Here is a 26,682-nt window from a genome sequence, read left to right as displayed (position 1 = left end):
TGCGCTTTTATTAGCTGCTTTTTCTATATATCTATAAAAAGATTGGGCATTTAACCCGCCCTCACGCCACGCGCTTGACGACAGGCGTCTAAGCGTTCCGTTTCCCGGAACACCACCGCGCGGCCGAGTGCCTCCATTGATAAAGGTATGGGAGACATGACCTTAGCAAGACCAGTGACCAAACACGCATTCTTGTTACTCACAAGTATTAAAATAGTCCGAGAAATTTCTTCCGTCGCGTAACGTGCTGCGGCGGTTCCTTCTCTATATATCTGCCAGAAAAAATCGCTTCCGCATTTTCCTGAAAATACGCAGCATAGTCCGGGTGAATTTCATTGTAGGCTTTCGACAGGCCAAAGCCTCTAGATGTCGTGTTGTGGGCGTCTGTTGCAATAAAGTGTGTCAGGTTTGACTCAATAAGCTGTAAGGAGAGGGCTTTTGCTTTTTTCCCGAACAAGCCATTTACCGAAGCAGCCGTTACTTGTGACAGCGCTCCGTTTTGAATGAGCTTGTATAAGCGGTCCGGGTTTTCGGCAATAGCCGCATTGCGCTCTGGGTGCACAATAATTGGGGTAATGCCGTTTAACTGCATGTCAAAAAGCAGCTGTTCCGCAAAGCCAGGAATCGAGCTGGATGGAAATTCAACAAGCATATGTGTTGAGTGGTTTACAGTCAGTAATTTATTTGATTGATAGTCTTCGAGCAGTTCACCGTACAGACGGACTTCCTGCCCCGCAGCAATCTTGACGTCGATGCCCGCACTGACGAGCTGCTTATTCAAAAAGTCAACGTCCTCTTCGATTGATGCTTTTTCATTTTCGTACGATCCATTTTTATGATGAGGGGTCGCCACAATGGTTGTAATGCCTTCTCTTTTGGCCGCTTCGGCCATTTCCAAGCTTTTTACAAGGTCACGGGCACCGTCGTCTACACCCGGCAGTATATGGCAATGAATGTCAATCATGGACGTATACCCCTTTCATCAATTTGATAAACGTAGTATATCATAAAAAACCTGGAATTAGTGATAATTTTTTCCGTTTTTACACTTTTTTAGTAATTTATTCATTTCCGTAATAATAGTAATAAGAAGAATCCGCTATTTTCTGGTTATTCAGTACGGCACCGAGCAGCTTCGCCTGGGCTGCATCGAGTAGTTCTTTCGCTTTTTGGGCGGATTCAATTTCAGTTTTGCCGCTGTTGATCACAAGGACGGTTCCATCGCACTGATTCGCCAGCACCTGGGCATCCGTGACCGCAAGAACCGGTGGTGTATCAAAAAACACATAGTCGAATTCGCTCTCTGCCTGGGCAATAAACTCTTTCATAGATTGAGAGCCAAGCAGCTCTGCCGGGTTCGGCGGAATCGGGCCGGATGGAAGAGCGGACAGGTGTTCAATGGCTGTTGAGACAATGGCTTGTCCAAGTGAAGCCTGTTTGGTTAATACATTGGTGAGTCCCACTGCGTTTTGAAGGCCGAATGTATAATGCATCGTCGGCTTGCGAAGGTCCGCATCGACAAGCAGCACCCGTTTTCCCTGGTTCGCAAATACGACGGCAAGATTGGAAACGGTCGTCGACTTCCCTTCTCCCGGGCTTGTGGACGTCACCAAAATCGAGCGGAGCGTTTCGTCAACGGATGAAAACAGGATATTCGTCCGGATTGTCCGGTACTGCTCTGAGATTGGTGATTTTGGATCGGTGTTTGTAATGAGCTTCCGTTTGGCAGAACCGGGAGCTGTTTTTTCTTTGCTGCGCTTAAGAGCCAATCGTTTCACTCCTTACGGCCTTTGGTGCCGGTGTTTTTTTGGCAGGACGGCCACTGTTGGCGGAAATTGTCGTTACACCGCCGAGTACAGGAAGACCGAGTGTTTTCTCAATATCTTGTTCTGTCTTAATGGTGTTGTCCAAATACTCCAGCAAGAACGCAAGTCCTACACCGGCCATCAGACCAACCACAATCGCAATCGCGATGTTTAGAAGCGGCTGCGGTTTTACCGGTGACGGGTTTTCTCCTATTTCTGCTGCAGCCAGGATGCTGACGTTATCAACGTTCATAATATTAACGATATCTTCCTGGAACACACGCGCTGTTTCGTTCGCAATGTCTGCCGCAAGACCCGGATTCTCATCCTGCACCGTAATATTCACAACCTGTGAATCTTGTTCACTTGCAACCGTAATCTTGGATGAGAGCTGCTCCGGTGTCAGATTCAAGTCCAGATTTTGCGCAACTTTTTCAAGAATTGCCGGCGACTTCATAATGACGTTATATGTACTAATCAATTGAAGATTCGTCTGTACTTCGGCTGGGTTATACAGCTGCTGTTCGGTTTTTGCCTGGTTGACAAGCACCTGCGTAGAAGACTGATAGATAGGGGTAAGGACAAAGTAACTGATAATACCGCTGATAAGTGCTGCTGCAACCGTGATTAACACGATCAATTTCAGCCTCTTTTTTAACGTTTGGGCGAGCTCCTTCAGGCTGATGGTTTCTTCCATGCTTTTCCTCCTGTTAGTAAATATTGTCTTCGCCATTATAGCACAGGGAATTATTTAATTTAATGGCATTTTCGTAAATTTTCGACTAATAATTCCAAATTGAGAAGGAACTATCGATAAAAGGGCTGATTGAAAAAAAGAAGCAGCTTACCCTTTCTGAGATAAGATACTGCCGCTTCTCATGATAAAATGATCAGTACGTCTTTAAGCGAATTTACCCAAGCCTTTTACACGCCATGGGTTCTCTCTTTACAATCTCTTCCCCGCCTGCCTCTGCATTCAGTACTGAGATCGGCTTCGGCTTTTGGCAGCCGGCACTGAAACAATCTATAACGCTCATCTCATGCGGCCAAATTCATCGTGCAGTTTCTTTTCGGCTGCTTGCTGCCACTTTCGGACGGCCGCAGGGGTAACCCCGTGCTTTCTGGCGATGTCCGGATTCGACAAGCCGCCGAGAATGGGGTCGTTAAACCAATCCTTCGCCCGTCCTTCTAGTAAGTCTCCACATAAGTGAACAAGCGTTGCAGCCTCGGGCGTTGGCTCCGGGTCTACTCCTTCAAACAAAGCCGGTTCACCAGTAAGAACGGTTCCGTCACTGAACGCGGCGTCTTTCGTCAGCGCATTCTTCAGGCGTCCCTGAATGGTCGAATACGCAAAAGGCGCAAACTCGCCTTTCGATTCATCAAACCGTGTGTATGCTTCCCATAGGGCGATCATCCCTACCTGATGAAAATCCTCTTTGTTCTTGTAAATATGCAGCTTGTTCATGATGCGGTGGATCATCGGGTTGTATTGCTGCGCGATTTGTTCAAATTGCATGTGTAACATCCAATCCGGCTAGCGCGCCAGCCCCGTTTACTCCTCAAGGGCATGACCATCGTATTGGACCATTTTACGCGTGCAAATACCTAGTATTAGACCAATTATAATCCAATTTTACAAAAAACAAGGATAAATTCCGTTTATCTCGCTTTTCATACGGGCCTTTGTTACAATGCTTGCTGTCGACCTGCGTGAAAGCGCATTTTCTGTCAAATTTATCATTTTTGAAGGAACGATGTAAATTTTTTATCAAGATATTTTAAAGATTTGCGAGGTCTTTTGATTGAGGAATATTTTCTCTGTATAGTGTCTAATAAGCGAGGACTTTATTTGTTGATACTATTTATTCTCCATCCTCTGATTACCTTTTAATACCAATTTGTATTAGAGGTTCCTCTATTGTATGATATTTACGTATATACAAAGAGAGAAAAGAAAGCGGTTAAGGAGAGAAAAAGATGGCGCAACGAGGAAGAAAAAAAGGTTCTGACGGGGAAGCAAGCCGTGCCCTTCTATTGCGAATCGCCGCGGATGAATTTGCAGAACATGGTTACCACGACACAAAAATTAGTACGATTGTCCGAAAAGCGAATGTCACACAGCCGACGTTTTATTTGTACTTTAAAAGCAAGGAAGCGATTTTTGAGGAGCTGGAAGACTTGTTTCGCACGAAACTTGCTCATCTCACAATGGGCAGTCTGGTGGATGAGAAGTTTGATGACTATACAGCTTTCCGCCGAATGGAAGAAAGATTAACGAAAGTCCTTCAGTTTTTTATGGACCATCGCAGTCTGGCGCGGATCGGCTTTTGTATATCCCCATCGGCAGCAGAGGTAAAAACCCAAATGGCTGAGCATATTGAAGCCCAGCTTCGTGAAAAAAGCACGGCTGAGCATTTGTATCCCAATGTGGACGTAGGCATCGTCGCCAGCGGGCTTGTCGGCATGATTGAAAGGCTGGCGCTAACGAAGCTTTGGACAGGAGAAAAAACAGCTCCTGAGCTCGCGAACAATATTGTCACAGTTTTGCTTTACGGTTTACAAAGAAACACACGCGTTTCATCAATAGAATAAAAAAGAGGCAGCCTCCATCAGAGGGCTGCCTCTTTTATCTTATTTAATGTCTTCCATTAAATCGGCTTTCATTAAGAATTCTGCCAGAATGCGTGCCATTTGGTCACGTTTTGTGTACTCGTTCGGGTTAAATTCGCCATTGCTTGCACCGGACATAATGCCAGCCTGATAGACTTTTAATACTTCAGCGCGGGTCGACGCACCGATTTCTTTTACGTCCTTAAAGCTCGATAGCTTTTTCGTGCTATCTAGTTCGCTGTCATCAAAGCTGATGAAGCCCAGTTCCATTGCGCGGCCAATCATCGCTGCTGCTTCTACGCGTGTAACTTTGTCGTTTGGCGCGAATGTACCGTTTGGTTTACCGGCCACAACACCGTATTTAACAGCAGCCATAAATTCACCGTTCGTGTTAAACCATTCGTCACCTTTTACATCCGAAAAGCGTTTGTCATATGCGGTTGTATCCGGCAGGCCAAGTGCACGGCTGAGCAGGAAAACAAATTGTGAACGCGTCATATCCTGATCTGGCTTGTATGTGCCGGCTGTTGTACCGGAAACGATAAATTTAGATGCAAGGGACTCAATGTATTTCTCCGCCCAGTTTGTGCCATTATTCACATCCGGGAACGTCACATTACTTTGAAGAACTGTGTACGTATCGTCAGAATTGAAGAGCGAGCTGACCACTGCTTTTTGCTGGCCATCCTCTGTTTTAAAGGTTGTCGGCAATGCTTTTACCGTACCGTCTGATGTAATCGTTACACCGGTTGTACGGTTTGTATCGATTGTGCCGGACAGCGGGAATTCACGCTGTACGTAAATGTCACCGAATGTTGTGAGCGGAATGGTCTGGCTGCCAACGACCGCTTCCAGTTCTACTGTCACGGCTGGTGCCGGCATGGTTACATTCCCTACAAGCACCGCCGCTTTTGTTTCGGATGAAGCAGCGGATGTTCCTTTTAACTTGGCCGTTACTTTGCTGACCAAAGCACTTCGCTCTGAAGGAGTCGCCGGCTTGATCGTGATTTTCAATGAACCAGCACTGATGCTGCCCAGGTTCATTTTATTAATCGGGATCACATAGTTTACTCCAGCTGGTCCTGTAACGGTAATGGCTGCATTTGGAGCGGCCGATTTAACCGAAGCAGCCAGTGAGCCTGGAATGGACAATGTTGCGGCCTGTCCTTGCGCGACGGCTGGAAGTGTGATTTTCACTTCCGGTGTTTGCACCGTTACGTGACTCATAATCTGCGCTTGAAGCGACTGCGGGATGGTAGCTGTCACAGCGCCTGTATTAGAGGTCACGATCGCTGGTGTTACTTCTACCTGCGCACCTGGAGTTGATGGCGAATCCACTTCTCCATCATCATCTGGAACAGGGTCCGGATCAGGATTTGGTATGCTGCCGCCACCGCCACCGCTGCTGACTTCTTTTCCGTAAAGACTCATCCATGCAAGCCCTGCATTCATTACTGCTAACTTCAACTCATCTACTGTAAAATCCTCTGTCAAAAAAGCAGATTTTAGATTTCCTGCTGTCTCTTTGACTGCCGGGTCTGTCACAACTAATACATCTGCTACGATGTTATCAATCCCTTTATATTCTACTCCTTTAACGGCGTCGATTAATCCTGACACCAATGCATAGGTGGGATCTGAATTAAAAGAAGCTAGATTATCACTTACTTCTTCATAGAGTGCTGCTTCAACAAGCTCCAGGTATTGTAAGTAATCAGCAGCAGACTGGGTGCCAAATACATCACCGTACTCATCAATAAAAGTTTGTAATTCACCCTCATTATAAGAACCGGTATAGATTTTCACTTGAAGTTCTAACAGCTTTATTACTGCATCCTTTTTAGCTTGATCATTCCCTTGTAGAACAGGCGCTAATAAAGTATTCCAATCTGCCGAATCGATTTTAGAAGAAAGCTTCATATAAACCGCTTCATCAGCAGAATCGCTATCTCCCTTCGCTAAATTCTTGATAGATTTAGCGTACTCTTCAAACGCCGGAATATCTTTAAAATGATCTTTAATCTGAACATACGCAGCTTCTGCCTGTTCTGTTCCAAATACGCCTGCAGTTGTCACAATAGGGGTCAATGCAATCGTTGCGGCCATCATCGCTTTTGCTACTCTTGTGCTAAACGGATACTTTTTTATCAATCTTGTCACCTCTTCTTTATCATTTTATATAATTCTACTAAAGTAGAATATTTATGTAATCACAGGTAAAAGAATACAGAAACATCCTACTAAAATCAATAGTTCTACACATAACTGTAATAATCTCAAGACTAAATTCATATATTATCAGATTATTCAAATGATATTATTTTCTAAATTTTGCGTGTTATACTACAAATAAGAAATTATCCAAAAAAGGGAGGCACTTACTTTTGCGAAGGTTTGTTAAAATTGCCCTGGTCGTTGTTCTTTTCCTTGCTCTAGCTGGAGGAGGCGCACTTTACTATTTTACGAAGGTAAAAAAGTATGATGTGGCTGATGAGCAGGTGGACAAGATTGTTGAAGATCCATATTCTATTTCTTTTCCGGAAGGGACACCGCTTCCTGAAGGGGTTCAAAAAGATGAAGAAGGACTGGTCATTGTCGATCAGAAAGGCGACTTTGTGTTAGCAGACGGTTCTACCATGTCTACTGATGAATGGTTCAGCTCACCGGAATATAATAAAGCGATCTCGGCTGGCACAAGCGGCACAGCTGCCACAGCGGGCAATCAAACAGCAGCTGGCAGCACTGCTTCTGGCGGCTCCGGTACTGGAGGAACGGCTGCTTCAACTGGCGGAACGAACAATTCTGGTTCGTCTGGCAGCACAGCCGATTCTAGCAATTCCAGTAATTCAAGTTCTTCCGGCGGTTCAAGCTCAGGTGGATCTGCCTCTAACGGTTCCGGCTCAACAGCTCCGGCTGCCGGAGGAGAAACCGGGTCAACTGGCCGTGTTACAGCAGCAAATATCAAGTCGCGCTACTCTGGTTCATTTGACAGCCTGCAGGGACAGGCACAAAGCCAGCTTGGTGCCCTAGTCGGCCAGGCACAAAGCGAGTACGCAGCGAAAAAAGCGGCCGGTGAAACGATCAACCCCGCTTATTTCTATCAAAAATACAGCGGTGCGGCATCAAGCGTAGAAGCGAAAACCGATTCTGCTTTTAACTCCCTGTACAAGTCGATGACAAGCGAGCTGAAAGCAAACGGCCTGGGCACATCTGCTGCGGATGAATACAAAGCGCAGTATGAAGCAACTAAAGAAGGGCTGCGCAATGAATTAATGAGTAAAGTAACAGGTGGATAAATAATAGGAAAGGATCTGCATCCGCAGGTCCTTTTACTATGCAATGATACACTTAAATCCTGTGTTAAAAAACAAGGAATGTGCTCGTTTTCTCTCATTAAAGTATCCTACCGTATTAAAAAAGAGAATCCTTTTAACCGCTTACTGGAAATGCAGCCCGGCATTCTTTCCTTCACTCTTTGAAGCTTATAAAATAAGAAAAACCTGGGAGTTCTTCCACTGCCATGCTATAATTCTTGTACTATATCTAAAAGGAGAATGTGTTCATGACGTTTAAAAAGAAAGCTGCGGCAGCTGCTCTAACGCCTGTGCTGGCCGCTTCTATTTTTGTTTCTTCTGTTTCCGCTGCCCAGTTTCCGGATGTTAAAACGAGCCACCGTGCTTACGAAGCGGTGGAAGCGATGGTGGAAGCGGGTGTTATTTCAGGCTTCCCGGACGGGACATTTAAGCAGTATCAATCTGTGACACGCGCGGAAAGTGCGATTTTAATTGGACGTGCACTTGGAATTAAAGTAAGCACCTCTACTAAAACTTTTACCGATCTTCCTTCCACTTCGCGTGCTTACCCATATGTAGCAGAGTTAATGAAACGCGGTATTTTCAGCGACAGCAGCCGCTTTTATCCGGGGCGTCCGCTTTCCCGCTCTGAAATGGCGATTATTTTAACACGTGCGTTTGATCTTCCAGCTTCATCCGCGATGCCGTTTACGGATGTATCGCCTACACACGGTGCCGCTTCTTATATTCGTGCACTCGCAGCAGCGGGTATTACAACTGGCGTTGGTGATGGGAAATATGACCCGGCTGGCGTCGTAACACGCGGCCAAATGGCGATCTTTTTAAACAATGCCCGCAAGTTTGAAGCACCTGTCCCAGGAACGCCGGTGCCCGGAACTCAAACAGCAGCCGAGATTAAAGCAGAATATGCAGATGATTTCACAGCTCTGCAAGCCCAAGCAGAAGCCGATTTGGACGTTCTTGCCGGCCAGGCAAAAGCCGAACTTGATGCCGGCGCTGACTTGATGACTGTCTATAACAAGTACTTTCCACTTGCTTCAAAAGTAGAAGCTGAAACAGACGCCGATTTTAATGCACTTTACACACAACTAACGGCAGCTTTAACAAAAGCCGGCTTTAGCGCTTCTGAAGCACAGTCATTTAAAACGGCATATGAAGCAGCGAAAAAGCAAATGAAAGAAGATTTAATGAACGAAATACTATAAAAAACAGCCCAGAGCTATGCTGCTGGGCTGTTTTTATTTTAATAAATAAATTTCTTTATTCTCTATTTTTTCGGAAATTTCTTCTCAGCTGTACAGTATAATATCCCTATCAATTGTAAAGGAGAATAAAGGATGAAAAAGAAAAAACTTGTTTCTTTCGCTTTAGCTTTTATTCTGGCTTTTTCTGCCGTATTCAGCCTGCAGCCTTCCGAGTCAAAAGCAGCCAGCGCCAAAGTCGGCTATGTCAGTATTACCAGCGGCGTCCTGAATGTCCGGAGCGGTCCGGGAACGAACTACAAAATTATTGGTACACTGAAAAACAACGTGTCTGTATCTGTTTATTCGCAGTCGAAGTCCGGCTGGAGCGAAATTGGTTTTAAAGGCAAGCGCGGCTATGTTGCATCGAAATACTTGCGCATGTACAGCTACTTGATGGACAAAACGAAGATATACACGTATAAAACAAATGGTGTGACATTTAAAAGCTCGTATGTGGGCAAGTACAATGGATGGGATGAGTGGCAGGAAACCAACCCTGGCGGCACTTATCTTGTATATGAAAACAATAAAGGACTTTACATTGGCTGGCGGGCGTCTGAATACTACGCAGAAATTGCTTATCCAATTAAAGTAGGAAAAACGTGGAGTGATGGCCTTGAAGGAAGTGGAGTCACGTATAAAATCACTGGCACCGGCGGTATTCTGACAACCGCAGCCGGCAAGTTCAGAGGTGTTGTCACCGTTAAATCAAGCGCAGGCTTTATCAACTACTATGCCCCTAATACAGGAATCATCAAGCAAACCTACAACGGAAAAACGACCTCTGAGTTGATAAAAGTCACAGCAAGATAAATAAAAAGAGCTGTCCTCTCAAGGACAGCTCTTTTGTCGTTCATTAAGAAATCTCAACCACTTCTAAATCTTGTGCAGGCTGATTTTTCGCTCTGTGGAAGAACACCGCAAAGTCGCCGCGTTTAACCGGATCGGTTGTGCCAAAAACGGTCGCTGTTTTGCCGTTTGTAATGTCGTTTGCAACCATCGCTTTTACGGCTGCTTCATAGCGTGCCGGCACATCCTTGAATGCAAGTGTTGTGGAATCGCCCGACAGTTTAAGCGTACGCATTAAAACAATCGCCAGTTCCCCGCGTGTCAATGTTTGATCAGCACCAAACGTTGTCGCTGTTTTGCCGGAAAGAATGCCCGCTTTTACAAGTGCGTTGACCGCTGCCTGCGCACGCTGTGGTACGTCTTTAAAACCTGCATTTGGCGCAGAACCAGTCTCAAGCTTTAATGCTTTTGCCAGCATCACAGCTGCATCGACCCGTTTAATTTGCTGATCGATGCCAAACTTGTCGTTGCCAACACCGGATGTAATCCCCTGGTCGACCATTGCCTGTACCGCTTCCTGGTAGCGGTCTGACACATCAGAGAATCCAGCTGCTTTGATGCTTGCCGCAGCGGTTGTGCCTGTTGTTGTCGTTGTGAAGTCCATTTTCACAGTATGTTTGAGCGGTACGCCGTTTGCGCCTTCAATGCCTTTACCGATGTAAAGCGTGTATGTTACGCCTTTTTGGTATGGCTGAAGCGGAGTCAGCGTAATCGTTTTTGTTTTGTCGGAATACGTGAATGTTGTTTCTACAAGGCTTCCCGCTGCATCCATCACAACAAGGTCCAGTGTAGACAATGTGTCTGCGCCTAAACTTTTGCTAAACTTGATTGTCCAGCTCTTTGTCAGCGTGACGCCTTTTTTCAGTGCTTTTTCCTTTACGGTTTTATCCGCTTTGATTTCCGCTTGAATGTCTTTTTCAATTTGGCCGATAGATGCAAGAACTGCTGCTACGTCCTTCTTTAAGGAATCAATGCGCGCTTGTCTTTCCGCTACTGCTGCTGCATCCACTCCTTTTGAAGAAAGAGATGCGACCTGCCTGGAAACAGCGTTCAAGCGGTTTTCGAGTGCGCCGAACTTCCCACGGTAGCCTGGCTGGCCTTCAAGGTCTTTTTCTACCTGTTCTTCTTCTGTTCCTTCTTCAACCATTGAATCATCATCACTGTCTGTTTCTGTTTCTTCAACAGAATCAGCGCTTGTTGTCACCGTTTCATTTGAAGCTGGTGTTTCAGCCGGTGTCTCAGCTGGCGTTTCTGTCGGTGCTGGCGCTACTGGCTGAACCACCTCTTCTGTTTGATCGCTTTCTTCCTGCTTTTCTTCTTCCTTGATTTTGTTCATTTTCTCTTTGTATTCGAGCAGCTTTTCTTCGATTTTATCAAGCTGCTTATCGATTGATTTAAACTGCTGCGTCTGGCCCTGATTTTCTTTTTTGCTTGCAAGCACGTTGTACGGCATGCTCTCCGCCTGGGCCGCAAACGTGATTTCTTCTCCTGAAAACATAACGCCTGCTGCAAGCACGGCTGCAACGGCTGGTGTCCATTTTTTCTTCATTCCCTGTTCCTCCTTCTGTCTTTAGGGCATGGCAGCTGGCTGGCCTGGCAAATTGCTTTAGCCCCTATAGCTTTGTGGCACCGCATTTCTACGGCTGTACCCTACCAGGTTTATCGGCGGATTTTTTTAAAATTAAATAAAGGATTAAAAAAATAAGTAGAATTTCCCTACTTTACGAACTGGATGAGTTTTACAAATTTATGGAACGAGGTATAGTTTTATAGAATAGGATAAAAAAGAATGGAGGGAATAAAATGAAGAAATTCACCGCTTTGTTGACCAGCCTTCTTTTGACCATCTCTCTCTGGGGCCATTCGGCAGATGCCGCCGCCTTCCCGGACGTACATCCAAATGAAAAAGCGTATGAAGCGGTAGAAGAAATGGCTGACCGCGGACTGATTTCCGGTTTCCCTGATGGGACGTTCCGCCAAAACGAGCCGGTCACCCGCGCTCAGAGTACGATTTTTTTAGGACGTGTTCAAGGGATTACAGGCTACCAAAATGTAAAACTTCCGTATTCTGATGTTGCCCCGAGCCAGGCTGCTTTTCCGTACATCGCCTACTATGCTTATCAGAATGTATTCGAGCTTGGCAATCGTTTTTATCCGGACACAAAAGTAACGCGTGCAGAACTTGCCCGCACCGTTGTCAGAGCGCTTGGGTTAAGTGGAACACTTGATGTGCCGTTTACCGATGTACCCGCTTCTCATCCTTACGCTTCCTATATTAATGCACTTGCAGCCAATGGTCTGACAAACGGTACAGGCAATAACCAGTACAGTCCGGACGGCATTGTCACACGCGGACAGATGGCGATTTTCATGCTGAATATTGATAACTTTTTAGGAACAGATGAAAAACCGGATTACACGATCGATCCTTCCTTTGTGCCGAATGCCACTGAAAAAGCGATTGGACAGCTTGTGAACGAGGAGCGGGCAAAAGTTGGCCTTGCGCCTGTTAAACTGGCAAATGACGTCAGCTTTATCGCGCGGACGAAATCAAAGGATATGCACGACCGGGGTTATTTTGACCACAACTCCCCGACATACGGCAGCCCGTTTGATATGTTAACAGACTTTGGCCTTCGTTACACAACCGCTGGTGAAAACATTGCCGCCGGGTATGCAGATGCAGAAGCCGTGATGGAAGGCTGGATGAACAGTCCCGGACACCGAAGCAATATTTTAAATCCAGTTTTTAAAGAAATCGGCGTCGGGGTTTACAATCGGTACTATACACAGATGTTTATTACAAGATAAGATCCAGAAATTTCTTTGTTTGGGCCGGAAAAGCTTGCTGGATGGCCGGATTCTCGTTTTTCCGGCCATTACGGACAATAATCCGGCCCTAATCCATTTTTTCCGGCCGTACGTGCTATTTTCCGGCCATAAAAAAGAGGGCTGTCTTAAAGACGCCCTCTTTATTCGTTGGCTGAAAGCCACCTTTCGCGCCATTCCAGCCGTTCTTGTTCTTCGATTTGTTTTTCGAGCGCTTCGTCCCAGTGCTCCAGATGTGTGTTCCAGACACGCGCGTAAAAAACGTCCTGCTCCTTGTTGTACAGCCGAAACTCCAGGCAGGAAACGTGTGAAGTAAACTGCTCTTCAAACCCGGTTACTTCTGATACGGGTGTTTGAAATTCTTCGTCTGCCCGTTCATTGTCTTCTTCAGCCAGTGCCTGCAGCAGACGTTCAGCGGTCATTTCCCGTTCGGCTGGGTAGCGGTAGATCGTCTCTCCTGCTTCCTGCTCTTCGGCTGCCGGCCAAAACTCATCGTGAACCGGACTGTAGGTAAGGGATGTTTCTTCTTCATCCATTTCTTCTTCGACAATGCCCTCTGCCAGCTGTGCCTGGCCCCGTTCTGTCAGCTTGTAGCCTTCTCTTTCCATCCGAATGGAGCCGCTCCTGAGCATCTTTTGAATTAAATCTTCAATAAACAGCTCTTCGACAAGCAGCATTTCAGCCAGGTTCGCCGCCCGGCGGATATCGGTCTGGTTGAACGCGAGCAGCAGCATTTTCATTAAAATATCCATCTTCAGCCGCTTTACCCGTTTAAACGTGACGGCATAAGTAATGACCGGCAACTGCCATACGGCTGACTCTTTGATCTCCACTGCCGGGTTTTCGAGCAGGTTTGCGCGCAGCTTTTCGATTGTTTTCTTCATTCTGCTTATCCTCTGCTTTCTTCAAACACGCGCACGCCGTTTTGCCGCTCGGCCGTTTCTAATACGTGCTTGTACATCTTTCTTGTGCCCGCCTGCTTCGTCCGCTCGGTAAACATTTTCGTACTGCCGACTAACACAAGCAGCTCTCTTGCTCTTGAGAGGGCGACGTTCAGGCGGCGATAGTCTCGGGCAAAGCCGATATCGTCATGCTTGTTTTGGTGATTACGCACCATACTTAAGATAATAACGTCCATCTCCATGCCCTGGAACCGGTCCACTGTTCCTGTACGAATCGTCAGGTGTTGCAGCCCTAACTCCTGTTCAATGAGACGGTTCAACTTTTTCACCTGCTCTCCGTAAAAGCTGATTACGCCGACACTTTTCTTTTCCTCTGCGTTCATCCGGCCGGCTTCTATCGCCTGTGCCGTTGCTTCATCCAATTCTTTCAGCAGAGAACCGATTTCCCGCAGCTCCGCCGGGTTGTACAAGCTTTTGCCGCCTTTCATGCGTTCCTCGAAAAATGCCGGCTCATTCGGCATATCGAGCCACAGCAAATGATTGTTCCGGCGGATGAGCGGCGATTCCAGGAGGTGGTCGCGCACTGCATCCGAGTCCGGCAGGCCGCATTGAAGCCGGTCTTTTTCCCCTTCATAAAATGGCGTAATGGTTTCCATAATATTTTCATGCATGCGGTACTGAATGGCGAGCATCGTTTTGTTCGTGTCCGGTACGCTTTTAAACAAGCGCTCAAACAGCGACTCCTCAAGCAATCCTTTCAGCTCCGCTTTTCCGGCAAACTCTTTGTTTTCTTCCGCCAGCTCCTGCAGCGTTTCTTCCAGTGTGTCATTTCCTAAAAGCGGCGGCAGCTGGTGATGGTCACCGACTAAAATGACTTTCTTTCCTTTTAGCATTGGTAAAAGAAGCTCCGGTGGCGTCGCTTTTGATACTTCGTCAATAATAACCACATCAAAAACCGGATAGCTGCCGATAAAGTCCTTGCGCGCGGATGCCACACAGGTGGTGCCGATCACGTTCGCATGCTTTACATACAGCTTGCGGATTTCATCCAAATCGTGATCGCTCGCTTCCTGAAGCAGAGACAGCCATTCTCCTTGGATCGACTGAAAAAGCGGCAGGCGCTGCCGTTCCTGCTTGAGCGATTCCTTTGTAAAAGAAAGACTCGCCATTTGCTTCAGCAGCTCTTCATGTTCTGCTTCTGGGTTCGTATTCAAGATCGCTTCAAGAGGTGCCAGCTCTTCTTCTTTTTCTCGAATCGCATTTTGCATTGTTTCCATTTGCGCTTCTACCTGAGCACGTTCCTGGGCTGCTGCTTCTCTTTCGGTAGATTTTTGCGCTTGTTCACGTTGGTCTTCTTCGATCCGCTGTTCCGTTTCTTCAAGTTTCTGCTTTTTCTTTTCTAAAAGAAGCGCTCTTGTTTCCTGCTGATCGAGTGTTTCTTTCGCATTTGGAATCGGCTCGCCCAGTGACACCATCTGCCGGTACTTTTGTTCAAGTGCTTCAAGCTCTGTCCGCTGTCTGTGGAGTGTTTGGCGCAGTGATTCATAAGCTGTTCTTTCATCCTCCTGCTTCTGGCGCAGCTGCTCGATCACGTTTCTCTTTAAAAAGAGGAAAGCATCCCGTGCTTTTTGCTTGTATTCCTCATAAGATCTCAGTCGTTTCGCTCTTCGCCAGACGAAATGGCGACGGATATAAAGCCCTTCTAAAAACTCCGCACCCCGTCTCGGATCAATATTCGGCCCGCTTTTTAACACGGCTCTTAACCGGTTTAAAAACCCGTCGATTTCCTCTGCGGAGTGGGAAGAAGATGTGCGGCCTGCACGTTGCTGCAGCTCTCCTAAAGGTATGTTATATCTTGCGAGCAGCCCTTCCATATAAGAAACAGCTTTGTTGAGCTGATCATTGTACGCTCTCAGCTTTGTCAGCTGGTTCATCTCCCCGCGAAGATGATCGAGTTCCTCCAGCAGCTGTATAATACGGGGCGACCGTTCAATATTTTGCTCGAGCATCAGCCACTTTAACGCATCGATCCGTTTCACGTCAGATGCTTTTGCATAAACGGCTTCTGCTTGCTGCAAAACTTGGATGTAATGCGCTTCATCGGCCGCTGCCTCTTGAAGCGATCGTCCTTTTCTCTCGATCTCTTCCTGGAGTTCTTCACAGGCCAACGAATGATGAAGAGCTTCGATTTCTTTTTGAAGAGCTTCCCATTCACGCTGGATATCGTCAAGACCCGGCTCACCTGCCAGAAACGCTTCAGCCTTTTCAATCGAAGCTGCTAATAGACGGAGAGCCTGCTCGATTTCTTCCTCGCGCTTTTGCAATGCCAGGAGTTCGGCTTCTGCTTCCTTCAGACGCTGTTGTTCATTTTGGAGAAAGAACTGTCCCTCTTCATATAAGCCCGCTGCTCGTTTTTTTTCGGCAACGGCTGCTTCTGCCTGGGCCAACAGAGGCTTCAGCCGTTCCTGCTCTCGTTCATTTTCCGCCCACTCCGCTTCGATCTCTGCTTCTCTTTTTTTTCTTGCTTCAAATTGAGCGGATACTTCATGAAGCGTATGATCCTTCCAATACTGGCCGACGTTTTCTTCAATAAACTTTTTGCCTTCTTCTTCAATGCTTTCCGTGCGGCCGACCCGGAGAATGCGGATATCTTTATTGGCTAACAGCCGCCCTAGCGCATTATCTACCGCCAAGTTGGATTGGGAAGCGACCAGCGTACGCAGCCCTGCCCGCGCGTTTTGCAGGCAGATTTCCGAAATCACAGTTGTTTTTCCGGTTCCCGGGGGTCCCTGAATCACATACAGGTCTTCCGCCTCCATGGCACCTGTTACCGCACGCTGCTGAAACTCGTTCAGCCGGTTATGAAACTGCAGGTTACCAAGCTTTTTCGGCGGCCGAAGCGGCGGCTTTTTCTCAAATAAAATCCGTTCCAGATCCGGATTAGCTGCCAGCCCTTCCTCTAAATGCTTAAACCCCTGCCGTAGCCGCTTTACCTGGCTTAATGTGGCAAAGTTGCTGAACACTATTTCTTTCTGCGCCGTAGTAAACTGCTGCTTCCGCGCACGTTCCGCCACTGGGCCGCTCAGTTCAATTTCGACCGTCCCGGCGCCGCGGTTTGCCCGCAGCACTTTGCCGGCATCCTGGTCCATTCCTCTAAACTTGACACTTAAGTCTTTGAGCAGCTTCCATTCCTCTTCCTTGAGCCGGCAGCCGGTCAGCGTCACCCGACTGAAGTCGCCGTTAAAGGTCAGTCCCGCATAGCCCGCTGTAATATCCGGAATATCTGCGTCCCGTTCCTGGATCGTCAAATAGCCTTCCCAGCTCGCAATCCGCTTTTTCACGTACTCCGAGCTTTCCTTTGCGACCGGCATATCATGAATGGCGCGAAGCAGATCAAGCGGCATTTCCCGCCGCGTTTCCTGAAAGGCAATCGAAGCCGGGCGGCGCCAGTTTGTCTGCACCGGTGTATGAGAGGCACGCGCCGTCACATTTGTCGCAATAAACCGGTCTTTTTCTGCTACACAGTGCAGCACAATGACCGCATTGCCGCTCGCTGTTGCCAGCCGTTTATTGGCGTTGTTATCAAAAAACAGCGCAACAGACAAAAGCCGGTCCGCAGACGGCGGATACTTTTCTATATAAACCATAAAAGACGCTTCCAACGAAAAAAACGAGCGCTCCTCCAGCCCGAGCTCCCGCATTTTCTCCTTCGCTTTATTCGTCAGCGTCAGTGGACATCTGTATGTTTTTAAGCTCGTTTGCACGATATGTTCACCTGCTTACTATTCCTTTAAGATTCTCTTGCTGCCTTTGAGCAAAAAGAAGCAGAGAGCTGTTGTATGGCTCTCTGCCGTTCTTGCTGTGCCGCTGAATGGATGCAGACTTTTTACAATTACAATCTATTTATGTGTACCTATATGGATATAATCATTCAAAAACAGGGATGATCCCTGCTTTATGTATTCTATCATACTTTCTTGATCTCTTCTTTCTTTTCTTACGATAAAAAAGCGGGTTCCTTGAGCGGAACCCGCTTTCCCAATGGATTTATTGAATTTTGATCAGCTCTACTTTTGTAATTCCTTCAAAAATCACTTTGATGAGGCCGACGTTCGGTGCATAATAATCTACTCCGCCATCATCTGCGGTTACTTCGATCACATTGCGGAACGTTCCGGCCCGTGTTGTGATCGTTTTTGTGGTAGATGTGATTTCATATGTATGCACAAATCCTTGATAACCAATACTCCATTTTTGGCCCACTTTAACCGGATATTTTAACATCATCCACGATTCTGATTCGGGATAGCCGAAGTAATAGCCTTTGCTGTCTTCTTTCTCTACGATGGAATAGGTGTTTTTGCTTCCTTCATATACATCCCACAGATTCCACTCAAAGTATTTCCGGCCTGAGAATTTATAAGAGTAGCTGCCCATGTCATCGGAATTATAATAGTAGGTTTTGCTTTTATCCTTTAAATAGCTTACCGGGGCAGGCGGCAGTTCTACTTTGAAGTCATCGTTTAACGCTCTTGCCAGAAAAGCAGAAAATTGAGCGCGTGTGACTTTCACATTCGGACGAAATGTATTGTCTTCGTAACCGGATGTCAAATTTTCAGCAATAATTCTTTTAATATGCGGATAGCTGGCCATGGAAGAGGACACGTCTGTAAAAGGAGCCGCCGCTTCTTTTGTCAGCCCGAATGCTCTTGATAAAAAGATCGCCATTTGTCCCCGTGTCACCGCTTCGTTCGGATGATAGCGCCCATCCGGATAACCGCTGATAATCCCGCGGGCTGTTGCCGAAGCAATATAGCCGCTCGCTTTTTGATCGGCGCCTACGTCCGAAAACTTTGTCGCTTTCTGGGTTCCATCAAGCCCCAATGCCCGCCCGATCATAATCGCCGCTGCGGCTCTCGTTACCTGTCCATCCGGTTGAAAGGTACCGTCCGGATAGCCTGAAATAATCGCTTTACCTTCTAAATACATCATTTCTTTGTAAAAGCGCTGACTTTCGCCCAAATCGCTGAACGCCGCCGCCTTTACCTGTGAATGGAATCCGCTCACGATGCAAAAGCAGATCGTGAACACCCATAAATATTTTTTCACTTTTTTCTCTCCTTTTAAACTATATGTATAGGATAAACGTCCTCAATCTTATGCCATTCGGCATCTTCCTCCCATTCCCTTCTTTTTTCTTACTTTTCTCAGAAAAATGGTCGGGTATTTCAGAGGGGTTTCACGCTGTCTTTTCACCTTCCACTTAATACCATTTAATAACATTTACCCAGGTCATTCTTCTTGAAATCGTAACATTTTTTTGAATTTAATTATTGTTTAATTTAACCAGTGTATGAGAAAATAGGATTCTATAACATAATTTCGTGGAGGCTTATAAATAAATGGGATACAAGAATCATTCATATCGTAAATTTGTAGCATCTGCAGCGACGGCAACAGTTGTTGCATCAGCTGTAACTCCTGCTTTTGCGGCACTGCCGTTTACAGATGTGTCCGGCCGTTATACAGAAGCGGTAGAATATCTGGTAGATAACCAGATTACTAACGGCATTAGCAAAACTCAGTTTGGAACTAACTTAACAATTAAACGTGTAGATGCAGCCGTGATGATTGCAAAAGCACTTGAGCTTGATACAACAAATGCACCGAACGCCGGCTTCACAGATCTTCCTGACCGTGCTGTACCTTATGTAAATGCCCTTAAAGCAGCAGGTATTGTTAACGGGAAAACAGCGACAACGTTTGGTTCAAACCAGGATATTACACGCGGTGAACTTGCGATCATTCTTTCACGTGCGTACGATTTAAAAGGCGATGTTGATAACTTAAAGTTCACAGATGTATCAGACCGTTATGATGAAGCGGTCGCAGCACTTGTGGACAACGGACTTACAACGGGAAAAACAGCTACTTCATTCGGCACAAACGATCCGGTTAAACGTGGCGAAATGGCCATCTTCTTATATCGTACGCCTATTGATATTGAGGAGCCGGCTGTTAAGTCTGTTAAACCACAAAATGCGAAACAAATCACGGTTACTTTTAATACAGAATTGAATAAAGACACGCTTGCAGCTTCTCTTTTCACATTAAACAACACAGCTGCCTCAAAAGCCGTTCTTTCAGAAGATGGCAAAACCGTTCTTTTAACTTTTGATGGCGGCGCTGAAGTCAAAGACGGCGTATTGGTTGTAAACCCAATTGCTATAAAAGCAGATACAGCAATTAAAACAGCGAAATACACATCTGTGTTTACGTATGAAGATACAGTAAAACCATTTGTCACAGGTACTTCTTATTCAAATGGCGTAATTACGTTAACGTTTTCTGAAGAATTAAGCGAAGCACCAGCTGTTATCCGTGTAGATGGCACACCGGTTGCAGCAGGCGATGTGAAACTAAACACGTCAGACAAAACAAAAGTAGAAATTACAAAAACACTTGACGCAGGCGATTCTGCTTCCCTGTATGTCGCTGGTGCAGCAGATGCTTCAGCAGCAAAACACGAAATGGACTTGTACAATGGTTCTGTTTCAGCACCAACAACTGATACAAACAAACCGCATGTAACGGGTGTAGAGGTTACGGGCCAAAACACAGCGAAAGTAACGGTAAGCGAAGCCATTACACAGGGCACAGTGAAAGCAACCCTTCAGCAAGGCGCTGACCAAACAGCTGTGACCCTTGTAAAAGACACAACAGACGCAAGCGGCAAAACATATAACCTGACTGTAGCAGGTGACCTTTTCAGCGAAGATTCAACAAGCGAAACATTTACACTTTACATTGCGAAAGATGCAATGAGCGATCTTTCTGGTTTAAAAAATGATTTGTTCCAGGCTGCTTTAACATTTGTAAAAGACGCGCAGGCTCCAGTCCTTGCTTCTTCTAAAGTAACAGAAGGAAACAAGGCGCTGTCCTTTACATTTGACGAAGCTGTAACCATGTCTGGCTCGCTGTCAGCCATCGATATCCGTAATGCGGACGGTGTAAAGTTCACAGCGAAAGGCGGCACATTGTCTGAAGACAAAAAAACATACACTGTAAAGATTACAGATGCTGACGCAGCCATTGCTGCCGGTACGTATACGGTGTCTTTCCCATCCAGCTATTTTGCTGATGCTTACGGAAACAAAACGGCTGCAATCAAAGACACGTTTACAATTGGTGAAACAACAAGCACAGATACAGTAAAACCGGAAGCATCTGTCACAACAGCAGGCACAAACACATTTAAAGTTACATTTAACGAAGAAGTGACTTCTTCTGCCCTAACGTTGTCTAACTACCGCCTGGACGGAACAGCGCTGCCAGCTGGAACAGACATCTACTTTACTGATTCAACGAAAAAAGCAGTGATGATCGAGCTTCCTGAAGGTGCGATTAACATCGGCGACCAGTCAACAGGCGCTCCTGCTGTTCTAAACGTAGCCGCTGCAGCGGATAAAGCCGGAAACGTAATGACTGCAGCAAACTTTGTTGTAACGGTTAAGGATAACACGCCAGCAGTTGTAATGGATGTGAAAACAGTCGGAACAGCGGTTGTTGTCACATTCTCAGAGGCAGTAAAAGTCGAAGGAGCAACAGCTGAAAGTGCAATAGATGCCAACGACGTATTCGATATTAAAGTGGGCAGCACGACGGCTGAAGCAGGAACTGTGACAGTCGTGAGCGGAAATGAAAAGCAGGTTCAATTCAACCTTGCCTCTTCTCCAGCTTCTGCACCAACTGTAGCAATCAAAGACGCTCAGACGGCATTAAAAGATGCAAATGGCGTTACAGTAAAATAAACCACACAAAAACGAGGCCCATGATGGCCTCGTTTTTTTACGGCAAATATGAAATTGATCAGCAAAATGGTTACTTGTTTAATTTGTTGAGAATTGAATATCCAATGTATACGTAACGGTATTACCTGAAGTATCTGTAAGTGTGATAGTTTTGCCGTCAAGTAATGAGAATGCAGATCCAACTACTGAGCCGCTGACACCAAATAACTCTGACAGAATTTCTATAAAGTTAGAACCTTGAGGAACGGTTACTTCAACACGACCTAGTTTAACTGTTGCACGTTCACTCAGTGACAGCGTTCCAGTAGTATATTTAGCATTAGGGTTAATGCCAGCCAGCGTAATGGTACCATCCTCTATATCCCCGTATACAGTTTCTAAGCCTTTACCGCCGATTGAAATATTACTTAGTGCAGGAGCTATTGTGTCTGCTACATAAAGACCTTCAGTCACAATTTCATCTTTAAAAATGTTACCAGCCACATCTTTAAGAGTATATGAAGAAACTTTTATAAAATTTTCACCCACTGAAAGGCCTTCTGAGAGATAGATAACTAATTTGTTATCAGAAATAGAAACTTGATCAGCTCCGTTAAGGCTGCTAAATCTTTTTCCATCAGTTGAAATTTTAACGGCTGCTTTTAAAGAAGCAGCACTTTTATTCGCTGCAATATCTTCGTCAAATACAAGCGTTACTGTTTGGTTGTCATCCGAAACGATTGCTTCTGTATACTCAGGTGCTTCAATATCGGCTGCCTTGATCTCAGCTGTAATAGACTCTTCTATTACATTTTCTTCTTTATCGCTTAATATGCCGCCATCAATTTTCAGCTCATTTGTGCCAGTAATTGCATTCGCAAAGCTCACTGTCAATGCGTTATTTCTTATAGAAACTCGATCTCTATCTCCTAAATCCGTATACTCACCGCCATCGCTTGAAAGGTGAATGGCACTTTTTAATGCAGCCGAAGATCTTGTAGTGCTTTCAATATTTTCATCAAAGAACAGTGTTACCGTTTTATTTGAATTCGAAACTGTTGAATCTAGATATTCCGGCGCGTAAATATCGCGTGCTTGTATCGGTTTCGTTACAACAGGCTCGTCTAGAAGATTTCCCGACTCATCTTTTAGCGTATCTTCTTCTACTCGGATCACATTTTTTGATCCTCTTAATCCTTCAGCAAAGCTAATCACAAGTTTATTCCCATCTATTTCAGCACTGTCGGCTTCTTGAAGAGAACCGAATTCTCTGCCGTCCGTTGAGATATGTACCGCCTCTTTTAGCTCCGTATCACCGGAAATATCTTCACTAAAAATAAGTGTAACTTCTTTATTGTCTGAACTAATCGTGCTTCCTTGATACACAGGCGCTGTAATATCTAAAGCCTCAATAGAGTCGGTGATTAACTCAGAATCAATTACATTACCGGATAAGTATTTGAGTGAATTCTTAGCAATCTTTACTTTATTCTTGCTGCCTGTGATTGGCTTTGAAAGATTGATAATAAGTGCGTTATCCTCCACGGAAACGTCATCTCTTGAACTTAAACTTCTAAAAGAAGTTCCGTTAGCAGCCAGTTTAATTTGTTTTCTTAATTCAGAATCATTTCTTTTATTATTCTCAATAGGTTCATTAAAAAGAATAACGATCGTTTCGTTTTCATCAATCACTTCATAAGAAATAGGCTGCTCAATGGCCGCTGCTGTCACTTTACTTACTGGTGCTTGAGCCCATGCAGATGATGTCCCAAAAGCAGTTGCACTCAACACTATAACTCCAGAGATGACCGTCTTTGACAAAACGTTTCTTACATTCATCGCTTTTTTCTTGTTAAAATTATCCATACTCATTTTTATTCCCTCCTGTTTTTAACAAAATAGACAAAATTATCACCATTAGTAATTTTAAACTATTCAAACAAAATTTTCTATATCTCTTTGAAAACTTACAAGATATACATTAATAAATATTATTAAAATATTCATAAAATTTACACATTAGACTATCAGTAGTTCTAATAAAGTGATGTCTCTGCCCATTTTAGTATCCTAATGTTTATCAGTTCTGCATATGTTCTTTATTATGTAGATTCTTTTGCTTCCATTTAATCTCATTGTCCTGACTTGTTTTCTTTAGATACTTCTACTTTGCTTTTCCCTGCAACAGAGATGGACCTGAATTTGGACTTAAGATGATCCTGTACATAACTGTCACTATCTATTTCTATCTTCATTACACTGGAATGAATGATAAAGAGGAGCCATTTTATATATAGATATAAAACAAGACCCCATGAATATTCATGGGGTGTGATTCTTACTTCTTTCGCTAGGTTACTGACTTACAAAGCAATATTTTGGATTATTTATTTGTAGAAGCTGCACTAACTATAAAAGCAGAGGTTGGGTTCAAAATTCCAATAACTGATCCAGAAGCCTGGTGATTTTGTTCCACATCTTGTATTGTATAATTTACGTTATGGGTATAAATTAAATTCGCAGAAGAATAGTCTTTAAATGTAAAAGTCTTATTCGTAAATATAACTTCAAATACATTTTGGGCAGCCCCAGCGGAAGTCGAAACTGTAGAACTAGCCCCGGTTGTATTTCTCTCTACACCGCTAACATTAAATTGTTTTGCCGCCTCTGCACCAGTCCCTGACTTAGCGTACACATCTTCACTGTAAGTAACTTCTAACGCACCGGATAAAACATCCGTTATTTTTGAGCCAATCATGATCGGAGCTGCTTTATCATACAAATTTGTATCATTATCAGTGATGATGTATTCCATATTCTCATTTTCAATTCCATTAGCATCTTTCAGTGTATCTGCACCTATTGACATAATCGTTTCACCGATTTCAACAGCACCTGTTTGGAATTTAACCGAATCAGCAGCAGAAGTGATTGTTAATTTATCTCCGCTTACAGAGAATTCAAGCGAGCTTGATCCTGTTAATGTAGCGGCTTCGTAACGTGCACCTGCGGATTTTATAAATCCTTTAACCTTAATATCAGAATCCTCTAATCCAGAAGCTATAATGTTTTCGTTAAATTGAATAGTAATTTTCTCAGCCGAATGTAATGTTACTTCTTGAATTTTCGGAGCTTCTATATCAATCCCAGCAACAATCGTTTGTAAATCAGCTTGATTAGATTTTTGTTCCTCTTCGATAACAGGCGCAATGGATTTAGCTACATTTCCTTCTACAATTACCCGATAAGATTCCCCATCTTCAGGAACAAACTTCGTCGCAGCCTTTGTGGTGGTATCAGTATAATCCATTGCAAACGCATTAGAAATGTCCTTGATTACTAGCGTTTTACCAGAGGGATCTTCTCCAAAAATTTCCACTTTAGTGTCAGCCGCAATAAAGTATGTTTTCCCATAACTCTCAATCTTAATATCCCCTGCGGCTATGTCTTCAACCTTAACCGCGTGATCAAAAGCCAAATGTAAATCCGCTTTTTCTTTGTCTCTCTTTTCACGTACAAATTCAGCCCTTACTGAGGTTGCTGCTTCATTTTTAACTGCAACTACTTCTATATCACTAACAGTATCACTTACAGCATTACGGAATTGATCGTTTACCGCAATACCAGATGGCAAAGAAATGGTGTAAGCAAATCCTTCATCAAAAGCTTCTTTTTCACTTGTAGTAAGTACTAAATTCTTATCTAAGAAGCTTATTTTGTTTACATCAATGGTCGTGTTATTTAATCTTTTGACTTCCAACATACTTACATTACTCATAACTCTATTAAATAGATCTTGGTCGAAAGTAATGGTTATTTCATTCGTACCTGTTATACGTGCCAATTCTATTCTTGGCTGTGCTTCAATAATTGTTGGCGTTTTGAAAGCTGTAACAAGTTGAGTAAGAGGCAGTTTAGAACCGCTTTCTGATTCTAAATTCGGGCTAATTTTTAGTTTGTAGGTTTTACCTGCTGATAATACACCTGGATTCATTTTAAGTTTAACAGCTGTTTTAGTCGTTACATCTATCCATTCGGCATGTGAAAATGGACCCTGAACTATAACACCATAGTTATCAAACACTTCATAGTTTGCCAAGTTTTTTACTTCCTGGTCCATCCTTTGACTAAATTCCACTATCACATAGTCTTGTTCCTCGCTAACTTCTACTTTAGGTACCTCGAGTCCTTTCAAAAGCACAGCGGGATCAGATTTTGCTTCAACCTGAGCAAAACTTAAATGGTCACCATAGTCACTAACCAAAGCAACTGTATATGCTTTACCTTCAGCTAGCTCTTGATCAGCTTGCGTGGCAGTCCTTGGCTTTAAAATAACCATAGCCGTTTTTCTATCATCACTGAAGCTAATCATTTCAGATATGAAGTTAGCCGATGCCACTGATTCACTAGCAGTATATACAACAATGCGATTTCCAGTCTTTGCAATGTAGGCAGCCTCTTCAACATCAAGTGCAGTGCTAAACGTTAATTCGATTTGTTTTCCATTAACTGCGTTTATACTTTTAATAGCAGGAGCATTGAGTTTGTCTTTAATTTGGCAGGCCTTGTATACAAAGATAGCAAAGTCTCCACGCTTTGCTTTATCGTGTGTTCCAAAAGTCGTTTCTGAAGTTCCCTTAGTAATTTCGTTGTATACCAAAGCTTTAACATCATTTATGTATCGTTCTGCTACATCAGTGAAAACAAGTTCTACATCGACTGACTCAAGCTCAAATGCTTTTGTAAGCCATACAGCAAGTTCACCACGGGTGATCAGGTCACTCGACCCAAAAGTAGTTTTAGTTTTTCCACTTGTAATGCCGGCTGCTTTAAGAGCATTTACTTCTTTAGCTGCGCGTTCCGGCACATCGGTAAAGCCAGAAGTTGGAGCTAATTCAATATCAAGATCCAGTGCTTTCACAACAAATATGGCTGCATCAACACGTTTAATATTTTGATGAGTACCGAAAGTGCCATCTGCTCTTCCATTGATTCCTTTAGATACCAGGAAATCCACTGCTTCTTGATATCTTGGCTCTACATCGGTAAAACTCGCAGCGAGTGTAAATGGAGAAATAGCACTTGCTGTTATCACCACTATCATAAAGACAAAAACTTTACGAAAAAATTTTACATGCGGAATCATATAAGTGACCGTAACCCCCTTCAATACTTTAAATATCCATTTTGCTTTTAAATTAATAGAGTTACAGCTTTGTGTCCAGAAAAGTAAAGAGAAATGTAAATCTATTTTAACAAAGAATTAGTGCCTCCCTATGATATTTATTGTTACTACAATTAATATTTGAAATACATTCACTAAATACATAGGAATAAGA

17 protein-coding genes and 1 riboswitch are annotated in these 26,682 nt (G+C 44.4%); of the genes, 6 read left to right on the top strand and 11 right to left on the bottom strand.

Features of this window, described 5'->3' with window-relative positions:
• Positions 1–208: 208 nt before the first annotated feature.
• The 4 genes from RRU94_RS10200 to RRU94_RS10185 form a co-directional block, all read right to left on the bottom strand.
• Entirely contained in the window at positions 209–964 is a 756-nt protein-coding gene (locus RRU94_RS10200) for a tyrosine-protein phosphatase (RefSeq protein WP_315694103.1), read from the bottom strand.
• Positions 965–1,061: 97 nt separating this feature from the next.
• A complete protein-coding gene (locus RRU94_RS10195) occupies positions 1,062–1,769 on the bottom strand; it encodes a CpsD/CapB family tyrosine-protein kinase (protein ID WP_315694102.1) in 708 nt (235 codons plus the stop codon).
• Positions 1,759–2,502 (bottom strand): YveK family protein, encoded by a 744-nt coding sequence (locus RRU94_RS10190; RefSeq protein ID WP_315694101.1) that lies wholly within the window; start codon positions 2,500–2,502, stop codon positions 1,759–1,761. Before RRU94_RS10190 ends, RRU94_RS10195 begins: the two co-directional genes overlap by 11 nt.
• Before the next feature lie 336 nt (positions 2,503–2,838).
• Entirely contained in the window at positions 2,839–3,321 is a 483-nt protein-coding gene (locus RRU94_RS10185) for a sigma-70 family RNA polymerase sigma factor (RefSeq protein WP_315694100.1), read from the bottom strand.
• 461 nt (positions 3,322–3,782) lie between these two features.
• Between RRU94_RS10185 and RRU94_RS10180 the strand changes: the two genes are divergently transcribed.
• Positions 3,783–4,397, top strand: coding sequence for a TetR/AcrR family transcriptional regulator (locus RRU94_RS10180; protein WP_315694099.1), 615 nt, complete (start codon positions 3,783–3,785; stop codon positions 4,395–4,397).
• Between the two features lie 39 nt (positions 4,398–4,436).
• Here the strand turns inward: RRU94_RS10180 and RRU94_RS10175 are convergent, their stop codons facing one another.
• Positions 4,437–6,566 (bottom strand): S-layer homology domain-containing protein, encoded by a 2,130-nt coding sequence (locus tag RRU94_RS10175; protein WP_315694098.1) that lies wholly within the window; start codon positions 6,564–6,566, stop codon positions 4,437–4,439.
• A 233-nt stretch (positions 6,567–6,799) separates the two neighbouring features.
• On the opposite strand from RRU94_RS10175, the gene RRU94_RS10170 reads away from it, so the two are divergent.
• From RRU94_RS10170 to RRU94_RS10160, 3 genes are all read left to right on the top strand, one after another.
• Positions 6,800–7,711: a hypothetical protein gene (locus tag RRU94_RS10170; RefSeq protein WP_315694097.1), complete on the top strand. Its 912-nt coding sequence runs from the start codon at positions 6,800–6,802 to the stop codon at positions 7,709–7,711.
• Positions 7,712–7,977: 266 nt separating this feature from the next.
• On the top strand, positions 7,978–8,934 hold the full coding sequence (locus tag RRU94_RS10165; RefSeq protein WP_315694095.1) for an S-layer homology domain-containing protein: 957 nt from the start codon (positions 7,978–7,980) through the stop codon (positions 8,932–8,934).
• Positions 8,935–9,066: 132 nt separating this feature from the next.
• Positions 9,067–9,786, top strand: coding sequence for an SH3 domain-containing protein (locus RRU94_RS10160; RefSeq protein WP_315694094.1), 720 nt, complete (start codon positions 9,067–9,069; stop codon positions 9,784–9,786).
• 43 nt (positions 9,787–9,829) lie between these two features.
• Here the strand turns inward: RRU94_RS10160 and RRU94_RS10155 are convergent, their stop codons facing one another.
• Positions 9,830–11,371, bottom strand: a complete 1,542-nt coding sequence (locus tag RRU94_RS10155; protein ID WP_315694093.1) for an S-layer homology domain-containing protein — start codon at positions 11,369–11,371, stop codon at positions 9,830–9,832.
• Positions 11,372–11,398: 27 nt separating this feature from the next.
• Positions 11,399–11,482: riboswitch (cyclic di-GMP riboswitch) on the bottom strand.
• Between the two features lie 143 nt (positions 11,483–11,625).
• On the opposite strand from RRU94_RS10155, the gene RRU94_RS10150 reads away from it, so the two are divergent.
• Positions 11,626–12,633: an S-layer homology domain-containing protein gene (locus tag RRU94_RS10150; protein WP_315694092.1), complete on the top strand. Its 1,008-nt coding sequence runs from the start codon at positions 11,626–11,628 to the stop codon at positions 12,631–12,633.
• Between the two features lie 161 nt (positions 12,634–12,794).
• On the opposite strand, the gene RRU94_RS10145 is transcribed toward RRU94_RS10150, so the two are convergent.
• The 3 genes from RRU94_RS10145 to RRU94_RS10135 all read right to left on the bottom strand — a co-directional run bounded on the left by RRU94_RS10145 (position 12,795) and on the right by RRU94_RS10135 (position 18,662).
• Entirely contained in the window at positions 12,795–13,535 is a 741-nt protein-coding gene (locus tag RRU94_RS10145) for a hypothetical protein (protein WP_315694090.1), read from the bottom strand.
• Between the two features lie 5 nt (positions 13,536–13,540).
• Positions 13,541–17,317 (bottom strand): DEAD/DEAH box helicase, encoded by a 3,777-nt coding sequence (locus RRU94_RS10140; RefSeq protein ID WP_315694089.1) that lies wholly within the window; start codon positions 17,315–17,317, stop codon positions 13,541–13,543.
• 283 nt (positions 17,318–17,600) lie between these two features.
• A complete protein-coding gene (locus RRU94_RS10135; RefSeq protein WP_315694088.1) occupies positions 17,601–18,662 on the bottom strand; it encodes an S-layer homology domain-containing protein in 1,062 nt (353 codons plus the stop codon).
• A 293-nt stretch (positions 18,663–18,955) separates the two neighbouring features.
• Here RRU94_RS10135 and RRU94_RS10130 point away from each other — a divergent pair, with 293 nt between their 5' ends.
• Positions 18,956–21,364, top strand: coding sequence for an S-layer homology domain-containing protein (locus tag RRU94_RS10130; protein ID WP_315694087.1), 2,409 nt, complete (start codon positions 18,956–18,958; stop codon positions 21,362–21,364).
• Between the two features lie 78 nt (positions 21,365–21,442).
• Here the strand turns inward: RRU94_RS10130 and RRU94_RS10125 are convergent, their stop codons facing one another.
• Together RRU94_RS10125 and RRU94_RS10120 are read right to left on the bottom strand one after the other, a co-directional pair.
• Positions 21,443–23,215, bottom strand: coding sequence for a hypothetical protein (locus tag RRU94_RS10125; RefSeq protein WP_315694085.1), 1,773 nt, complete (start codon positions 23,213–23,215; stop codon positions 21,443–21,445).
• Between the two features lie 511 nt (positions 23,216–23,726).
• Positions 23,727–26,489 (bottom strand): S-layer homology domain-containing protein, encoded by a 2,763-nt coding sequence (locus tag RRU94_RS10120; RefSeq protein WP_315694083.1) that lies wholly within the window; start codon positions 26,487–26,489, stop codon positions 23,727–23,729.
• Between the last annotated feature and the right edge of the window lie 193 nt (positions 26,490–26,682).

This window comes from Domibacillus sp. DTU_2020_1001157_1_SI_ALB_TIR_016 (assembly GCF_032341995.1).
Taxonomy (GTDB): Bacteria; Bacillota; Bacilli; order Bacillales; family Domibacillaceae; genus Domibacillus; species Domibacillus indicus_A.
Note: the sequence above shows the minus strand (reverse complement) of the source record. Positions and strands in the feature narration are given on the sequence as shown.

Excerpts from the sequence above, each read along its gene's own strand:
- RRU94_RS10185 (WP_315694100.1), bottom strand. The coding sequence starts at position 3,321 with ATGCAATTTGAACAAATCGCGCAGCAATACAACCCGATGATCCACCGC.
- RRU94_RS10130 (WP_315694087.1), top strand. The coding sequence starts at position 18,956 with ATGGGATACAAGAATCATTCATATCGTAAATTTGTAGCATCTGCAGCG.
- RRU94_RS10160 (WP_315694094.1), top strand. The coding sequence starts at position 9,067 with ATGAAAAAGAAAAAACTTGTTTCTTTCGCTTTAGCTTTTATTCTGGCT.
- RRU94_RS10200 (WP_315694103.1), bottom strand. The coding sequence starts at position 964 with ATGATTGACATTCATTGCCATATACTGCCGGGTGTAGACGACGGTGCC.
- RRU94_RS10155 (WP_315694093.1), bottom strand. The coding sequence starts at position 11,371 with ATGAAGAAAAAATGGACACCAGCCGTTGCAGCCGTGCTTGCAGCAGGC.
- RRU94_RS10125 (WP_315694085.1), bottom strand. The coding sequence starts at position 23,215 with ATGAGTATGGATAATTTTAACAAGAAAAAAGCGATGAATGTAAGAAAC.
- RRU94_RS10150 (WP_315694092.1), top strand. The coding sequence starts at position 11,626 with ATGAAGAAATTCACCGCTTTGTTGACCAGCCTTCTTTTGACCATCTCT.
- RRU94_RS10190 (WP_315694101.1), bottom strand. The coding sequence starts at position 2,502 with ATGGAAGAAACCATCAGCCTGAAGGAGCTCGCCCAAACGTTAAAAAAG.
- RRU94_RS10120 (WP_315694083.1), bottom strand. The coding sequence starts at position 26,489 with ATGATTCCGCATGTAAAATTTTTTCGTAAAGTTTTTGTCTTTATGATA.
- RRU94_RS10180 (WP_315694099.1), top strand. The coding sequence starts at position 3,783 with ATGGCGCAACGAGGAAGAAAAAAAGGTTCTGACGGGGAAGCAAGCCGT.
- RRU94_RS10165 (WP_315694095.1), top strand. The coding sequence starts at position 7,978 with ATGACGTTTAAAAAGAAAGCTGCGGCAGCTGCTCTAACGCCTGTGCTG.
- RRU94_RS10145 (WP_315694090.1), bottom strand. The coding sequence starts at position 13,535 with ATGAAGAAAACAATCGAAAAGCTGCGCGCAAACCTGCTCGAAAACCCG.